This window comes from Hydrogenoanaerobacterium sp., from assembly GCF_032017025.1.
Lineage (GTDB): Bacteria > Bacillota > Clostridia > Oscillospirales > Ruminococcaceae > Hydrogenoanaerobacterium.
On record NZ_DALZQO010000028.1, the window covers coordinates 24664 to 40082 of the forward strand.

A 15419-nucleotide genomic window follows, 5' to 3' on the forward strand; every position below is an offset into this window, starting at 1 on the left:
TTTGTTCACCTGCCTTTACTGCATAGTCATGCCACCAATTTGGTGGGCCGCCGTTTCTGTCTGCTCCTGTGCCGTCAATTCCTGAAGCTTTTCTCTTGCCCAATCGGGGAGATGGCTGTCGGCAAGCACACCCACAAAGTCGGTTCTGTTCCAGCGGGTTTTCTCGCCATCGGAGAGGCAGGTGGCAAATACCGCCTGACCTCTGGCACCGGCATGGCTGCCGAACCCTCCGGTACACAGCCACAGCTGATCCTGCGGAGTGAAGCAGCTTTCCTTGAGGGTATTCGGGGAAAGAACAATGACCTTACCCTCAAAATCCTGCTTTGAAGTGTCCGGCAGACAGTGGGTGTAATCGAACATTCCAAGGCTTTGAAACGCCCTGCGATACTGGTTAACAAATCCGTCCAGCACAGCGGGGTGACTATCCACCGCAAAATTCAAGTTTCGATTGCTGTAGCTGTCCTTATCCGGTGCAATGTAGGTTCGCTTTGCCCAATCGTGATTGCCACGGGAAAAACGGCCGTCATAATCCTTACACTGCAAGCTGTTGGCGAGAACATATTCCACTCGCTTATAGCCAAAATGATCGATGACACTTTCGGCACACTCTTTTTTCAGATGCATTCCATCAAAGTCACAGCGGATTGCTTCCTCAATGGCATTTTTGCAGTCCACATTTTCTTTGTGGCTGGCATTCCACCGGTCAAGCTCATTCAGCCGTTTGGCTTCGGAAAATGAATAGGGGTAAATATACGGAAACTCTTTAATTTCCATAGACAATTTCCTCCAGCATAATCAGCTCATCCAGCTCAGCAAGGCAAACGCCGGATTGTGCAAGAATTGCCACAATGCCGGGCGGCACATCGGTGATGTCCTGCTGAATATCAGCTTCCACAATGGTAATTTCACCGCTGTCCTCATCGGCATAAGCTTCCAGCTTGGCATCTTTGGGGATACCGGCTTCCCCTAAAATATAGTCGGGAACGCGGATATCTCCACTGCCGTCCAGCAGTCCCTGACACAAAGCACAGTGCATGACACAATCGGCAGGGCTATCCTTGCAACCGTTCAGAAAAGCACAGGCTTCACTGCATTCTCTTTCTTCGCAGTCAGGGCAGAAATCGCCATGTTCCTGCCCGCAGTTATCGCAAAAACCACAAGCCTGTGCCAGCACCACGGTGAGGTCGGATGCGAGATTGCTGAGGGTGTCAATGACCTCTGCCAGCTCCAGCACCGTCATTTTTCCTTTGTGGATCACGCAGACGCTGTCGCTCACTGAATGTCCATTTCCTCTGCATCTGCAAGGGATGTACCCTCCAGAATTTCATCAAGGATGTCCTTTCCCTGCATTTCTTTGTTCTGATTTTTCTTCATGAGTGTATTCCTCCATCAAAATATTTGCCCCATCATAAGGGCTTTGTTATTCGTTACCTGGCATAAGCTCGGGTGTACTCACATCAAACAGATTCATCTGAGCGGGAGCATTTAAGCTGCGCTCTTGCATATCGTAATTAGCAATGAGAATTTCGGGGAATTGTGCACCGCCGTCATATCGCTGCTTGATATTGTTGATGCGGGTATAGGCGTCAATCTGAATACCCGGTGCATCGTAGAGATTGCGGATAAATTCGCAGTCGTTGTAGGAAAGTAAAAACTTGCCCTCGGCTCGCATCAAAGCATTTCGCAGACGGATATGGTCTTTTTCGGTAAAGCCGTCCTCGCCAACATTTTTGTAGTAGCTCTCGGTTTCAAAATACGGTGGGTCACAATAGAAAAAGCTCACCGGGCGGTCGTACTGCCCAATGAGCTTCTCAAAGTCTTTATTCTCTATCACCACCTTTGCAAGCCTGCGGTGTGCCTGTTCAATCAGTGGAAAGTTGCCACGAATATCGTGGGGCTGGCTGCCAAAGCTGGTTAGCCCCGAGGCATAGCTGTAGCGAATCAGCTGATAGAACCACGCCGCTTTTTGCACATCGCTTGCGGGACTATCCCGCGCAAGGCAACTTTTTACATAGTCAAAATCCTCCCTTGAGTTAAGGCAATACTTCAGAGCGTCCATCAGTTCATTTGGTTTATCTCTCACACAGCGATAGAGATTAACCAGTAAGCTGTTGAAATCGTTGTACACTTCAAAGTCATTGCCGGGCGGCTTATGAAACAGTATCCATCCACCGCCACCGAAAACTTCGATGTATCGCTCGTAGTAGATGGGAAAGAGATTTACAATCAAATCTCTCAGTGATTTCTTTCCGCCAATCCAAGACATAAAGCTATTCACACGCACCACCCCCTTTCACCAAAGGCAGGCGGGTCCGTGCCTTGTCAAAGTCCAAAAGGGAGCGATTCAGTCCGTTAATCGCTGCATTGATACCGACAATTCGACGCCTCATATGATGGATAGTGGCTCGCAGCTCGGCTTCGGTTTTTGCATAGTAATAGCCGCTCTGGTCGCTGGCAATCGGAATTGCTTCCCTACTCAGAATATTGATCGTATCACGCGGTTCTTTGCCGCTTACACAAAATATTCGCTCCATTTCTCGGCTTGTAATCGCATTTTCTCTGCCAAGGTGATAGGATTTTTGGTATTCTGCAAGCCAGTCTTTTTCCATTCTTGCCTCCTTTCCGACCACTCGCCCCAAAGAAAACAAGGTAAAAGATAAAAAAAGCAAGGTCGCTTTCTTTGGGGAAAACGGCCTTGTTTTATGATTTGTATATGAAAAGCACCGGCTATAAATCCGATGCTACTTCATCTCTATTCCCAAGCAAATAGATGGAGTTGCATGACAAAGGGCATTACCACGGTGAAAAGCGGGAATGCCCTTTACTTATTCATATAGGTTGATAATTTCAAGATTTTGTTTTTCTGCCATACGGACGGTCTGTGCCGTTCCGCTGACCGCCTGCCCATTCCAGCAGCAGATGACTCTGTTGCTGCGGTCTACCATATATTGATTGCGTTGGGCGTAGCACTGGTTGTTATAATGGATATTTAAGGTGATGACATCATCACACTTTGGCATGATTTCATAATACCGTTCATGGTCTGCAAGGGAATACCGCACCGCCTGTTCCTCAAAGGGAATCACCGCAATCAGTCTAATCCGCTGTGGCTTTTGCAGATCAATCACTGTTTTCTTTTTAATCACTTCTTCAGCTGCCATAAGACCCCACCCGTAGGCACCTCCAACTAAAAAGGTGTTGTATCCATCTTGTATTGCTTTTTCAATTTCATCTGCCAGTCTTGTTTGCAGGCTCTCTAAAGCTTCACCTTTAGGAAGCTTTTCACTTCGGTGCCCTGTGAAGCATACCGTTTTTTCTTTGATTGTTTTTTGGTTCATTCAACATCCCCCAGTCACAATATTTATTGTTAATATGGATACAATCCATACATAATATAAACAATATGACTGTTGCAGTCAAGTTATAGGGATATAATTCATATTGACAATATCCATATTTGAAAGGGGTGATATTTATAGAACGCTTGAAACAGCTTAGAGAAGCTAAAAATCTGACACAGCTTCGTCTTGCAATGGAACTGAATGTGTCGCAGGAAACTATCAGCGGTTATGAAATCGGCAAGGCAGTACCACCTGCAGAAATGTTGGTGAAGCTTGCGGATTCACTGGGTACCTCGGTGGATTATATCCTTGGAAGAACCGACATTAAATCCACGCTGAGAGCTTCTGAACTCAGTGATCAGGAAGCGGAGATACTTGCAATCCTTCGCAAACAGCCGCAGGACAAACGAGCATTTGTGTATGACATGATTAAAGGTCTTGATAAATAGGAAACGGCAGGATGTTTACACATCTTGCCGTTTTCCTATCTCATGGTCAGATTCATGCCTTGTTCTTCTTCAGGCTCTATTACGGAAAAACTGTCCTCACCAACAATGACACCTAATCCTCTCCCATTTTCAAATTTGCAGTGGAGGGTGCCGATGTCATCCACATGATCCACTACACCTTCGGTACCGGGCGAGATCGGCGCATAGGGGTCATCCATAAAATCAAGGCGAATTCGAGTCCCTGCCGGATACCGTGCCTTGATTCGTTCTACCTGTTCTCTTGTGGGAAATCCATTCATTTTACATTCCTCCAAACTGCATTTCATATTTTTGTTCTGTAATTCCCATTTCTTCGGCGGTTTTCAGACTCCAATCATTGGTTCCCCAAAGACTTACATAGATTTCCTTGCCATTGCAGTTAATTTCACGTTGCTCAAAGCCTTCGCCAAAGCCATCGGAACACTGTCCTTCGATGGTTTCTTTGATTTTATCAAGTTCGGCTTGATTGAGTGGTGCGTTCAGCGTAAGGGTTACGATACCCATCAGCTTTCCTTTGATTAATTCTACATCAAACAGATACTGTTGAACTTTGGCATTCACAGAATCATGCCCGTCATAGTAATCCATCATGCCACGCTTTTCTTCATCCAATCGGCGGTCACGGATGGCTTCACGGATTTCATCTTCATAACAGCTAAGTTCTTCGGGGTAGACCTCCATTTCAAAATCCACTTGACAAAGGTCACCATAGTCATTTTCATCATAATAGGTGACCGCTTTAAGCGGCATATACAATTTGAGTTCCTGTGGTTCCTGCATTTCCTTGGTTTTCAATCCAAGAGTTTGCCTTAAAATGTTCTGCATCTCCTGATTGTATCCGTGGTAAAGCAGATAGCCTTTGTCGGTAAACACCCCGGTTTCACGGCTGATTTTGTCCTGTGCATAAGACTGAAAATCAATGTAATCCTCAAGATTCTCGTCATACTCAAAGTGACCGCTTTCACAGATTATGTGCCTGCCGTATTGATGCGGCGTGTGAACACCCGGAAAGCACTCAAATTCATACATACAGTCGGACAAGGTTTTAAGCTGTTCTGCCGTGGTGATTTTTGTGAAATCCACCAATTCAGACAAGGCGGATACTTCACGATCACCCATGGTTTTGAAGATAGTGGTAAACTGATTGAGCGAATCCAAGCCTATTTGATTGTTGATTACCATATCTGCAATATTATCGGGAAGATTGTGTTGCTCCACTTGCCAAGAGGTATTCTCAAGGCTTTCTACTCCCAGCCTTTCTAACGCCTTATTTAATTCACTCTGCTCCACGGGGAGATAGAGATACTCAAAGCGGTCTTGGGTATTTAACAACAGGATAATGGGGGTATCATCGTATTGATAATACGGGAAGTTCGTGCCGTCATATATCTGCTCGATAGCATTGCCGTTTTTATATACCACTCCATAGGGCGTAATCAGAGGATGAGAATTTTCAGCAAGGATTTTTTCAAAGTAGCCCTGTCCGTCAAAGCTCTGAAATTCTTCCGTACTGACCGCCCCTTGCTCGGTTAGGTACATCTGCCTGCCCACGGCATGGGGGTCGCTGAAATCGGCTACCACGCTGTAACAGTGGGTATTAAAACTGAGGTTGATAAGCTCTGACATGATTTCGGTTTTTTCCGCATAAGCTACTGCAAAAAATGTGGTAAGCTCATTCTGGTCAAAACTATCCAACCGTTTGGTGAGAAAGTTAAGCTCATCCAGATTTACCGTTTTGCCCGAGAGTAGAGTTGTCATCCTTTCATCGTTATGGACAGTGCCAATTTTGATTTCGGTTTTTGCCGTGTTGGAAATACCAAGGCTGTCACATAAAATTTGTAGTTCCTTTTCCTTGCTGGGGAAGGTAAGGTTTCGGTGATTATTTTCATGAATGCACTGGATCATTGCTCGCATGACTTTTCCCTCCTGTGATTAATTTTTTGCATATCAGTCCTTAGACAATCTCCCTCATGGCTGTAACATACAAAGCCGTGGGATGCATAGGGGCAATCCCCACAGCTTTTAAAGGGACCATGGGGACGAGGTGTGTTTTCTATTCTGCCTACGCTTGTCAGGCAATCTGAGTTGTAGCAGGCATAGCGTTTGTTTCGTTTGTATTTTACAAGCATATCGTATCCTTTCCGCAAACAAAAAAAGAGCGGTCAAATTAAGGATAAATCCTCAAACTCGACCGCTCTTACCGTTTACATATTTACTTTAGTTTGGATGACTGTAAAAGGGCGCTACCCATTTTACTTATCTAATTATTAAAAAACATTGCTGTATTCCGTGTTATTAATTCCTGCACCTCCAATTTTTGAGTGAATGAAAAAAGGCACTGACTTCTTTAGTAGAAATCAGTGCCTTACTCCTTGTATATATAAAGTGGCGCCCTTTTTGATTGCTCGCTCAAACCCGCTTAAATACAGGACTTTTCCGAGTTTCAAAAAAGGGCGCCACTTATGTTTTGATATATTTCTTCTTGATTTTGAGTTGTGTTCTTACTGTTTATTCGCGCGTAAAAGACCTATTCGTAATAGTTCAAATACCAGAGGGGCTGAAAATCACTGAAATGACATCCTTAAAATTGAGCTTTATTTTTACGGGGTTTTTATGGGTAATAACCCTTGAAAAAGCCTGATGTCCTGCGGTTTTCACCGCAGGACATCTTTTTCAGGCTGTAATTATGGTGCGGATAACAGGACTTGAACCTGCATGAGCGTGAACTCACTAGAACCTGAATCCTGTAATCTCCTCCCCCGAAGAAAAAACACATGATTCCTAATAAAGAAGTATAATTTGATTAATTTCAATAACAGGGGGACATTAAGATTATGCAAATTAATCAAGCTATGACATCACAAAATTCTATTCCACTGCTGAAAGGATTAAATGGTACGGATCAAGAAAGAATTTCTGAACTTGAGGCACTTATTGTTGATTTAACATTAGAAAATCAAAAGCTAAAACGAAAATTTGAAAAGCCTAAAATCCTATTTTCAGATTTTTTGTTAACTTGGCTACAGCATCATAAATCAAGAGTGACACCTACTACTTGGGATGGGTATAATCTCGTAATGCAAAAACATATCTATCCATATTTTCAAAAAAAAAATATTTTCCTTCAAAAATTAACTCCCCTTGATTTGCAAGGCTATTATGACTTAAAGCTGTCTGAAGGTTTGAGTGTAGTAACTGTCCTAAAGCACCATGCAAACATACATGCTGCTTTACGGTATGCTTGCAAAATGCAACATATTAAAAACAATGTTGCCTCTTACGTGGACTTCCCATCAAAATTACGATATATTGCAGATTACTATACAATCGAGGAAATGGTTGAATTAATTGAAAAAGCAAAACGTTCACCTTTATTTGTGCCAATTGTTCTAGCTTGTGTCCTCGGATTAAGGCGAAGCGAAGTGCTTGGTTTACAATGGTCAAGTATTGACTTGAATAGACAAATAATCTGTATCGAAAATAAGGTTGTGCCATACATCACCAATTCAAACGTGCTAATTACCAATAAACTAAAAACAGATTCTAGCTATCGAACTCTACCGCTTCCATATTGTTTGCTAAAGTTCTTAGAACAACTCAAAGAGATGCAAACACTGAATTATGGGGATAATCCATACATCTGCCTTAATAGTAAAGGAACATTATACAAGCCTAGCTCTGTGTCACAAGGCTTTAAATTGTTTCTAAAAAAGAATGATTTACGGCCTATCAGGTTTCATGACCTAAGACATAGCTGCGCCAGTATGTTATATGCAATGGGCTGCAGCTTAAAAGATATACAAACATGGTTAGGACATAGTGATATTAAGACCACAAGTGAAAAGGCTGACTTATACAAGGACGCAATCGGTGCACTTGCTCTACACCTTAAAACACTGGAAGTATTCTTTAAGCTAGTGGAAATTGGACGAGCTGTATCTATACCATTCGGCAAATTGATTAGTTTTTTCTTTTATCGTGTCACCCCAGAGACTGACAGCTTTTAAAATTTAAACTTCCTGACAACATTGTGGTATATAGATTTTTAGATAGAGATTATTCTAATTTTATTGAGCTGGGTTTTACAAGTACGTCCCTTGTTTACGATGTCCTTGCTAATCATATCAGCTTTAAGAATAAACCAATAGCTTATAAGATTTACTTACCCAAGGGAACAAAAGGGGCATATTTGGGCTTTGATGTAGGCAGTTCAAATCAAACAGAATGTGAATTTCTTCTCCCTCCTGGTGCGGTAATTACTATTTTCAATGAATATAAAAATTCGGATGGACGAATTATCTTTGAATGCGTATTGACGCAATGACGTATTTTATAAAGACGCCCTTCACTGTAGGTTCAGCAGATCTGCAATGAAGACTATTATGAATATTTGAAAGGATAGAAGTAAATGAAAGGTAAGAAAAAAGATACTAACTCGCGTTACCCCGTAAACGGAGTTTATATACGCAATATATCCCCCGATGATGATTACCGGCTGCGAATCCCTAAACAGCTAATTGAGCAGTTACATTTGCAGGAAGTTAGAAAACTGGCCGTATCGGTAAATGATAAGGGGCAGATTATGTTAGAAGCGTATGAATCAAAAGAAAACTGATTCGCTAATCGGATTTATTTCAATTATAATATTTCTTCTTTTATTCTATTAGCGTGCTGGAAGTTATTATTTTTATATGATTATTATATTATTCTTTATCAGCGGAATCCTCAGAAGAAAGAATCTCTTTATAATTACCATCAGCGAAAATCTCATCAAGAAGCTCTTTATAATTACTGTATCCGTTTTGAATTATTGCTCCCTGATGAATAACTACTTCTCGCTTATATCCTAATTCAATTAGCTTATTGACTAGCTTTGTGTTTGGAAATATAAAATCCAGCTGTTCATTCGTCAACAACATCATATTATCGAATTCATAACCAAGACTGCGCAAGATGGATGATTTTCTTTCATCAATATTGCGTTCGGCTAAACTAATACTTTCTTCCGCTGAGAACTCTCTCCCGTATGCCGGCCCGCAACCGGGTGCTAACAACTCATCTAACTCTTCTTTTTTCATAGCTAATTGATCTTCAAAGCTAAAGCCTCTTTGAGCCAATGATTTTATTTGCCAGTCCTCCAAGCCTTTTCGTTTTAATTTATCGATATATTCATCTTTGGTAAAATCACTCGTATCGTTATTGTTTTGCGAATTATCCCCTGCTTCTTCAGATGCACTAACTTCTGAAGATACAGAATTGGGCTGAGCCACTGATATGTCTTTTCCTGCACTACAAGATGCCAAGAAAAACAATATGACAATTACCAATATGATGCTCTTTTTCTCCATAATATATTTCCTCCATATAGTGATCTAACAAAACCTAAAAGCGGAAGCAAAGAACAAAAAGGTATAATGAACACTTTCCCTGCGCTCGTGTCGAATCCAAAGCCCCGGCAAAAACGGTGTTTTTGGAAGTCAATGCTGGTTTGAGGATAGCTTAACTTAATCCATATCTTGTCGTTCATCAGTTGTTTTACTATTACTATACCACTTTTTGCTGTTTTTTATCAGTTAGAAATTCTAAGTTAGCTTGAGAAATACAATATTATTCACTGTATTATCAGTCATTCCATATTCACGAAAAGCTAGATAAGTGCCCGACGAATTAATAGTAAAATCTGAATAGCGTGTATCCGTAGTGTGATATATTGGCTCTATGAGTGGGCTATTATTTTTCATGGAAAACAAAATAACCGCGCTATCCCATTTTGAAAACCCAGTCTTATAAGTTAACGCAATAGGTACGATCGAATTATTTCCACCAAAACCAAATAATGAGTAATTGTTTTCAGCAAACCCTTCTTCGTAGCTTTTTCCATAACGATCTTCCAGCAACATTTGAATATCTTGATTAGGGATATTAACTATATCGTCTATCTTTACTCCTAAGCTTGTTATTTCCTCAATATTTTGCTGGGTCAATCCACGCCCTACTAGCAAATCGATTATTGGATCATTTATAAGATTCTCATCATATGTATTATACTGAAATCTAATCTCATACTCAAGGTTATCTCCATAACATATCCTTGAATAAAAATTCTCAGCATCGTTATTATTTTCCAATACGAAAAGTTTATCATTAATCCAAAAATAGGAAGGCATGATAAATTTCTTTACTATTTCATGTACAGCATAAGTTTCCATATCAACAATTACGGTTCTAACTGCTGCGAATTCTTGGTGCACAAAAGCAAACACTAGCTTTTTCCCATCGGGTGACAACTGCATTAGTCTTGGGCTTGTTTCATTCGATATATCGTTAAACTTGTATAGTACTTTACCATTCGATTGATTATATATACTTTGATCACTATTACTATAATATATTAGATCATTATTCGATAAGTTTCTACATGCCGTTAATTGACTATCTGAACCATCTAATTGCTTTACCAGATTTCCTTGTTGAAACTCAAAATAGTTACCGTTATGCTGACTTATTTTTAATACAGAATCTTCGATGCTTATATTACTTATCTGAAAGAAATTATTATCATTATAATGGTATAAATAATTGATAACACCAGTATTTACATTCGCTATAAACCATTTCGTAATATATTTCTCATCAATCTGTTTAATACAATCAAGTAATATTTCGTTATCATTTATCCATACAAGACCATTAATAAAATCAGAATCTGTGTCTATTAGTATCTTCTCAAGCGGTATAGATGTACGTTCATGCCCATTAACATTGATCTGTTCACTAAATGTTGCTTCGCTAAAATTGATCTTTTTATGAATGTCGTTTACTAGAAAGTTATGATTGCTGCTACAGGCAGTTAATAATAAAGATATTGAAATAACTATAATCGATATTTGCATATATAAACTTTTTCTAATTTTCAACAACTTGCCCCTCCATGGTAATTATGATGCGTTAGTTATGTAAAGACGTAGTATCACTACGCTTTACATAACTATTAACGTCATGAACTTATCTCATTTGTCTTAAATATGCTTATATGTCTATCTCGCTTAGGGTGAAATTATTACCGTGCGGGTGTAACCATATACCAATAGGGACTTTTGTTACCAGAGAAACTATATGTGTACGGATCGCCCATCGAAGTTGTTTGGCCATTCCTTACTTCGAAATGCAGGTGACTTCCGATTGCGTTAGGGGAAACATTTGACTGATTTCCAATTTGGTTATTTACTGACACGGAACCATTTGCTCTTAAGTTGCTCATATGAGCATAGATGTTAGTCCATGAACTGTTTTGAATGCAAGCCGCACCATATTCCGGTCTACGCACAAGATTGCCCGTATGCGCAGAGAAAATAGGAGTGTTGTTAGCTGCCTGAAGGTCTACACCCTTATGGACACCAGCAGCCGAATCATACTCGCCATACAAATAATAGAATTTTTTACAGCTTGCATTTTTAAATACCTTGGCAGCAAATGCATTAATCTGGGAGACAACAGAATTGCCATCATTCGCAGTATAGAAATCTCCTGCGACAAAGCCGCAACCGGATAAAAATGATTCTGTTCCTTTACCATATATGTCATCAGGTACATTTGTTACGTTTATAAAAGAAGCACGAGGTTGGATAACAGAAGTTTTCCCATAAGTTTCTCCCAGAAAATCTTGAATTGTACCAGTATCAAGATTGGCTTGCTCCTCAAACGAGAATCCCATGCTGGCTAGAGACTTTATGTTCATTTCTGTAAGACCTTTTTCTTCGAGCCGCTGCTTATAGGCACTAGATTCAAAATTGGTCGTATTGTCATCGACGACCTTCAATGCTGCAAAGGCCGTTTGGCACATGCTTATAAGTAACGCCGCGCACAGAATTGCACTAATTATCTTTTTCATTTAATTACTCTCCTTTTTTGTCTACTTACGCCGGGAATGCTAGTAGTAGTCGCCGCTTCTATACACGCATCGGAACCACCCCCTTGTTCTTTTTTTCTTGCTTTCATATAGAAAACCTAGATTACAAGCAAAATATTACACATTTTCTCTTTTTTCATCTTCTTTAGAATAGAACGAAAAGAACAGGGGTTTTGTTAGAGAATATTATCTTATTTTTAAAAATTGTAATTATTTCCAATTTATAGAAGATTTTTTGTACAAATAATTAAGATTAATCGCCAGAATGATGTCCTATATCTTATTTGAGATAACTCAAATGCTATGATGAGGGTCGGAACTCATATTGACTGATATATCAAAAGAATTATAAAAGGACAGTATCTTTCAAGATACTGTCCTTTTATTCATCTGAAGCGTACAAATCAAAAGGCAATTAAATCGCTAGTCGGACTTATTTCAATATTTTTAAACAATATTTGGTTTCTTTTATTAAGTAATAGTGAAGGTAACTGTATGCCTGATGGCAAAAAACTGGCAAAAATGATTGCAGATAACTTTTTATTACCTGATGTGGAAGAATACTCGTTAACAGATGTAGCATCATATGTTGAAATCAAGAAAAATGGTCGCAAAGAACTAACGAATTACATACGTAGAATCTTAGCGGATGCCATACCAGATGATTCAATGAAATGGATTCCATCTATACGTTGGAAAGCTATATATACAACTAACTATGATGATACAATCCAAAAAGCATATAATGCTTGTAAAGCACCTGCGCAAGAGTATAAAACAATAACACACATAACAGAATATGATGATTTTGATAATACGCACATTGTTCCAATTATCCACTTGCATGGCTCTCTATTTGATGGTGAAAACATCGATAACATTATAATTTCCCAAGAAGATTATGTGAATTATGCTCAAAGAAGAAAGTCTCTTTTTAACCTTCTTCAACATTGTTTTGTAAAAAACTGTGTATTATTCTCAGGATATTCTCACAATGATCCGAACTTTCACACTATCTTGGCAGATATAGCAAAAGAGATTTATCCAAATACTATCAGAAAATCATATCGTATTGACCCTTACACAAATGATGTTAATATGGCGATCCTAGCAAACCGAAATATAGAAACTTTGAAAAATAGCTTTAGTGAATTTGTTACCGTAGCTAAGTCACAATTGGAACTTCGAGTGGCACTGACCATTACTGAGAAAGAAGCCAAATCCATAATTCCACAAGATTTTTGGAGTCTTCTTGATTCATCAATAGTTCCGTTGAACCGTTTCTTTAACGCATGGGATTATGTAAATCAACCACGACTAAGTGGAAAAACAGATATTTTTAATTTCGTGCGTGGGAATAAGGCTTCTTGGGATATTATTTTACAAAACAAGTACTTTAGCCGAATTTTAGAAGAAACCCTTGTCTATCAAATGTTAGAATATGCTACCGAAAAAAAAGATAAAGTCAATGTGTGTACAATAACTGGTGCAGCGGGATATGGTATCACTACGTTAATGATGATTATCGCTTCTAAAGTTGTTCAAGAAAAACTGGGACAAGCGTTTTTTATGAGAGATGGCAAGAAGCTAAATGAGGGGGATATCTTTTTTGCATATGAAAATAGATTAGATGATGCAAAGTGTTTCTTTTTCATTGATAACGCCGCTGATCACAATAACGATATAAATCGTATTATTAAATTATCACGTGAACAGGATAAAAATGTAGCATTTATCTTAGGCGATCGACAAAATGAACTTGCCAGTAAAGGCATGCTAGGAAAGGGTGATATACATTATATTGAACCTCTTTGTGACATTGAAATAGAGGCATTAATCGGCTTCTTAGATTCTAATCAAGAATTAAATAAACTTCAGTATTTGCAAAGAGACGACCAAATTGCTTCAATAAGAAAGAATTACAATCGGGAATTACTTGTTACTATACGAGAAGCAACAGAAGGGAAATCATTTGATGCGATAATACAAGATGAATACCATGGGATTAATGATCCATTTTCCCAAGAAGCATACAAATTGATTGCATGCCTACATCAATTTGATGTACAAGTGCGAATGGAGCTACTAACGTCTATTTTAGATACTGAATTAACAGACTTTTATAAAAGAACAAAAAACTATCTCAAAGGTGTTATTATCTATGACTTATATAACGCAGAGAATAGTGTCTATGTTGCTCGTACTCGCCATCGTTTAATAGCACAAATTGTTTGGGATAATTGCATTATGAAAAGCGAGAAAGAAGTAATTCTTAATAATATATTAACAAAAATAAATATAACGCATTATTTAGACAGAAAAGTATTTGAGCGACTTTATCGTTCTGATAAACTAATAGATGCTTTGCCATCGTTAGATAGTCGTATGAGGTTTTTTAATGCAGCATGTAGTATTGACCCCGACAATCCTTATATAAGGCAACATTATGCTCGAATGCTAGTGCGTAATGAACATGATGAGACCGCACTATCCACTATTGAAATGGCGATAAAAATGGATGGGAGTATTCGAGTACTCTATCACACAAAAGGCTATGTGCTCCAACAAATGGCAATGAGGGCAAGCACTTTGGAAATGGGACGCAAACGTGTTGCGCAGAGCGAAGATGCCTATCAAATAACTATGCGTTTAAATGATAAAGATCCATATGTTTATCAAGGGCTTGGTGCATTGTATATTGATTGGGCAAAGAAAACAGATGATATAAACGAGGAAACATTATATCTTTCAAAAGCAGAGGATGTTCTGACTACAGGTTTAAAAAAAGTGTACGATAAAGAAGCAATTTGGGTAGAGTTGTCTAAAATTGATGAATACCTTGATAACACGCCAGGCCAAATCAAAAAATTAAAACAAGCAGTTGCTTTAGCGCCAGAAAGTCCCTTTGCAAATTTTTTACTGGGTAAAACTTATTCATTGCATGGTGAATACGATAAGGCGATTAAAATTTTTCAACCAATATTTCAATCTCGGCCACAAGAATATCGTAGTAGCATGGAATATGCTAAAGCTAAGGTTTTAAAAGATAATGGAAGTCAAGAAAGTATCCGTGAGGCAATTGCCATTCTACAACAGAGTACTTTAAATGGTTACTCGGATGCCTATTTCATTGCTACATTAGGCGGTTTACTCTATTTAGATAAACAATTCTCTGAATCAGAATCTGTTTTCCAAGAAGCTCGAAAAAGGGAAATACAATATATTTCCTTACCTCTGTTTATCCCTCAAAAGTGGAATATCTCTTCCGTTTTCTCTGCAAATGTAAAGTATGTTGGAGGAGGTTACTCATTTATTTTGCTTGATGGATACAGCGAAGTACATTGCCCATATTCTAAAATTAATGAAGTAATAATGAAGACGGGAATGTCCATCAGGGTAAACCTGAAATTTAACATTAAGGGACCTATTGCTTTTGCCGCGGATGAGTAAGCGGTTGTCAAGATTTTTATGCACATAGGGTTTGCAGGTTCCGAATAGATGAAGTCAGTCAACAATAAAGTATCTTTCAGAGAGGAATAAGGAATTCGATTTGGAGAAGTTACAATTCCCTCTTGTGTAGTTGTAACAAGATGATGTTTTTATAAAAAAGACGGAGCTGCTCTCTATTGAACTGCACCCCTAAAGTTAGACAGTATGGTATACTGTAAAAAACTTTGGGGG

At 39.0% G+C, this 15419-nt stretch carries 15 protein-coding genes; 5 read left to right on the top strand and 10 right to left on the bottom strand.

All coding sequences use genetic code 11. The features are described from left to right. Positions 1 to 15 precede the first annotated feature (15 nt). From RTV33_RS13800 to RTV33_RS13820, 5 genes are all read right to left on the bottom strand, one after another. Entirely contained in the window at positions 16 to 774 is a 759-nt protein-coding gene (locus RTV33_RS13800) for a DUF3849 domain-containing protein (RefSeq protein ID WP_312645148.1), read from the bottom strand. Further along, complete coding sequence (locus tag RTV33_RS13805) at positions 764 to 1276, bottom strand: hypothetical protein (RefSeq protein WP_312645149.1); 513 nt, start codon at positions 1274 to 1276, stop codon at positions 764 to 766. The genes RTV33_RS13800 and RTV33_RS13805 overlap by 11 nt, the downstream gene beginning before the upstream one ends. 144 nt (positions 1277 to 1420) lie before the next feature. Next, the gene (locus RTV33_RS13810) at positions 1421 to 2266 is read right to left on the bottom strand and encodes a DNA adenine methylase (RefSeq protein WP_312645170.1); all 846 of its coding nucleotides are present in this window, start codon (positions 2264 to 2266) and stop codon (positions 1421 to 1423) included. 4 nt (positions 2267 to 2270) lie between these two features. Further along, positions 2271 to 2609 (bottom strand): hypothetical protein, encoded by a 339-nt coding sequence (locus RTV33_RS13815; RefSeq protein ID WP_312645150.1) that lies wholly within the window; start codon positions 2607 to 2609, stop codon positions 2271 to 2273. A 216-nt stretch (positions 2610 to 2825) separates the two neighbouring features. Beyond that, positions 2826 to 3338 carry an SLOG family protein gene (locus RTV33_RS13820; RefSeq protein WP_312645151.1) on the bottom strand — a complete coding sequence of 171 codons (513 nt, stop codon included), beginning with the start codon at positions 3336 to 3338 and terminating at the stop codon, positions 2826 to 2828. Positions 3339 to 3484: 146 nt separating this feature from the next. Between RTV33_RS13820 and RTV33_RS13825 the strand changes: the two genes are divergently transcribed. After that, entirely contained in the window at positions 3485 to 3790 is a 306-nt protein-coding gene (locus RTV33_RS13825) for a helix-turn-helix transcriptional regulator (RefSeq protein WP_312645152.1), read from the top strand. Positions 3791 to 3825: 35 nt separating this feature from the next. Here RTV33_RS13825 and RTV33_RS13830 read toward each other — a convergent pair whose 3' ends face one another. Then, positions 3826 to 4089 carry a DUF4314 domain-containing protein gene (locus tag RTV33_RS13830; protein WP_312645153.1) on the bottom strand — a complete coding sequence of 88 codons (264 nt, stop codon included), beginning with the start codon at positions 4087 to 4089 and terminating at the stop codon, positions 3826 to 3828. Position 4090: 1 nt separating this feature from the next. Further along, a complete protein-coding gene (locus tag RTV33_RS13835; protein WP_312645154.1) occupies positions 4091 to 5743 on the bottom strand; it encodes an antirestriction protein ArdA in 1653 nt (550 codons plus the stop codon). A gap of 920 nt (positions 5744 to 6663) precedes the next feature. Between RTV33_RS13835 and xerC the strand changes: the two genes are divergently transcribed. The 3 genes from xerC (at position 6664) to RTV33_RS13845 (ending at position 8444) form a co-directional block, all read left to right on the top strand. After that, a complete protein-coding gene (gene xerC / locus RTV33_RS13840) occupies positions 6664 to 7836 on the top strand; it encodes a site-specific integrase (protein WP_312645155.1) in 1173 nt (390 codons plus the stop codon). Positions 7837 to 7859: 23 nt separating this feature from the next. Beyond that, a complete protein-coding gene (locus RTV33_RS15700) occupies positions 7860 to 8153 on the top strand; it encodes an ADP-ribosyltransferase (protein ID WP_396327519.1) in 294 nt (97 codons plus the stop codon). A gap of 84 nt (positions 8154 to 8237) precedes the next feature. Then, a complete protein-coding gene (locus RTV33_RS13845; protein ID WP_312645156.1) occupies positions 8238 to 8444 on the top strand; it encodes a hypothetical protein in 207 nt (68 codons plus the stop codon). Between the two features lie 88 nt (positions 8445 to 8532). Here the strand turns inward: RTV33_RS13845 and RTV33_RS13850 are convergent, their stop codons facing one another. The 3 genes from RTV33_RS13850 to RTV33_RS13860 all read right to left on the bottom strand — a co-directional run bounded on the left by RTV33_RS13850 (position 8533) and on the right by RTV33_RS13860 (position 11720). Continuing rightward, positions 8533 to 9177, bottom strand: a complete 645-nt coding sequence (locus tag RTV33_RS13850) for a hypothetical protein (protein WP_312645157.1) — start codon at positions 9175 to 9177, stop codon at positions 8533 to 8535. 234 nt (positions 9178 to 9411) lie between these two features. Then, positions 9412 to 10746: a hypothetical protein gene (locus RTV33_RS13855; protein ID WP_312645159.1), complete on the bottom strand. Its 1335-nt coding sequence runs from the start codon at positions 10744 to 10746 to the stop codon at positions 9412 to 9414. Positions 10747 to 10889: 143 nt separating this feature from the next. Next, positions 10890 to 11720: a M23 family metallopeptidase gene (locus RTV33_RS13860; RefSeq protein ID WP_312645162.1), complete on the bottom strand. Its 831-nt coding sequence runs from the start codon at positions 11718 to 11720 to the stop codon at positions 10890 to 10892. A gap of 513 nt (positions 11721 to 12233) precedes the next feature. Between RTV33_RS13860 and RTV33_RS13865 the strand changes: the two genes are divergently transcribed. Continuing rightward, entirely contained in the window at positions 12234 to 15188 is a 2955-nt protein-coding gene (locus RTV33_RS13865) for an SIR2 family protein (protein WP_312645164.1), read from the top strand. Positions 15189 to 15419 lie beyond the last annotated feature (231 nt).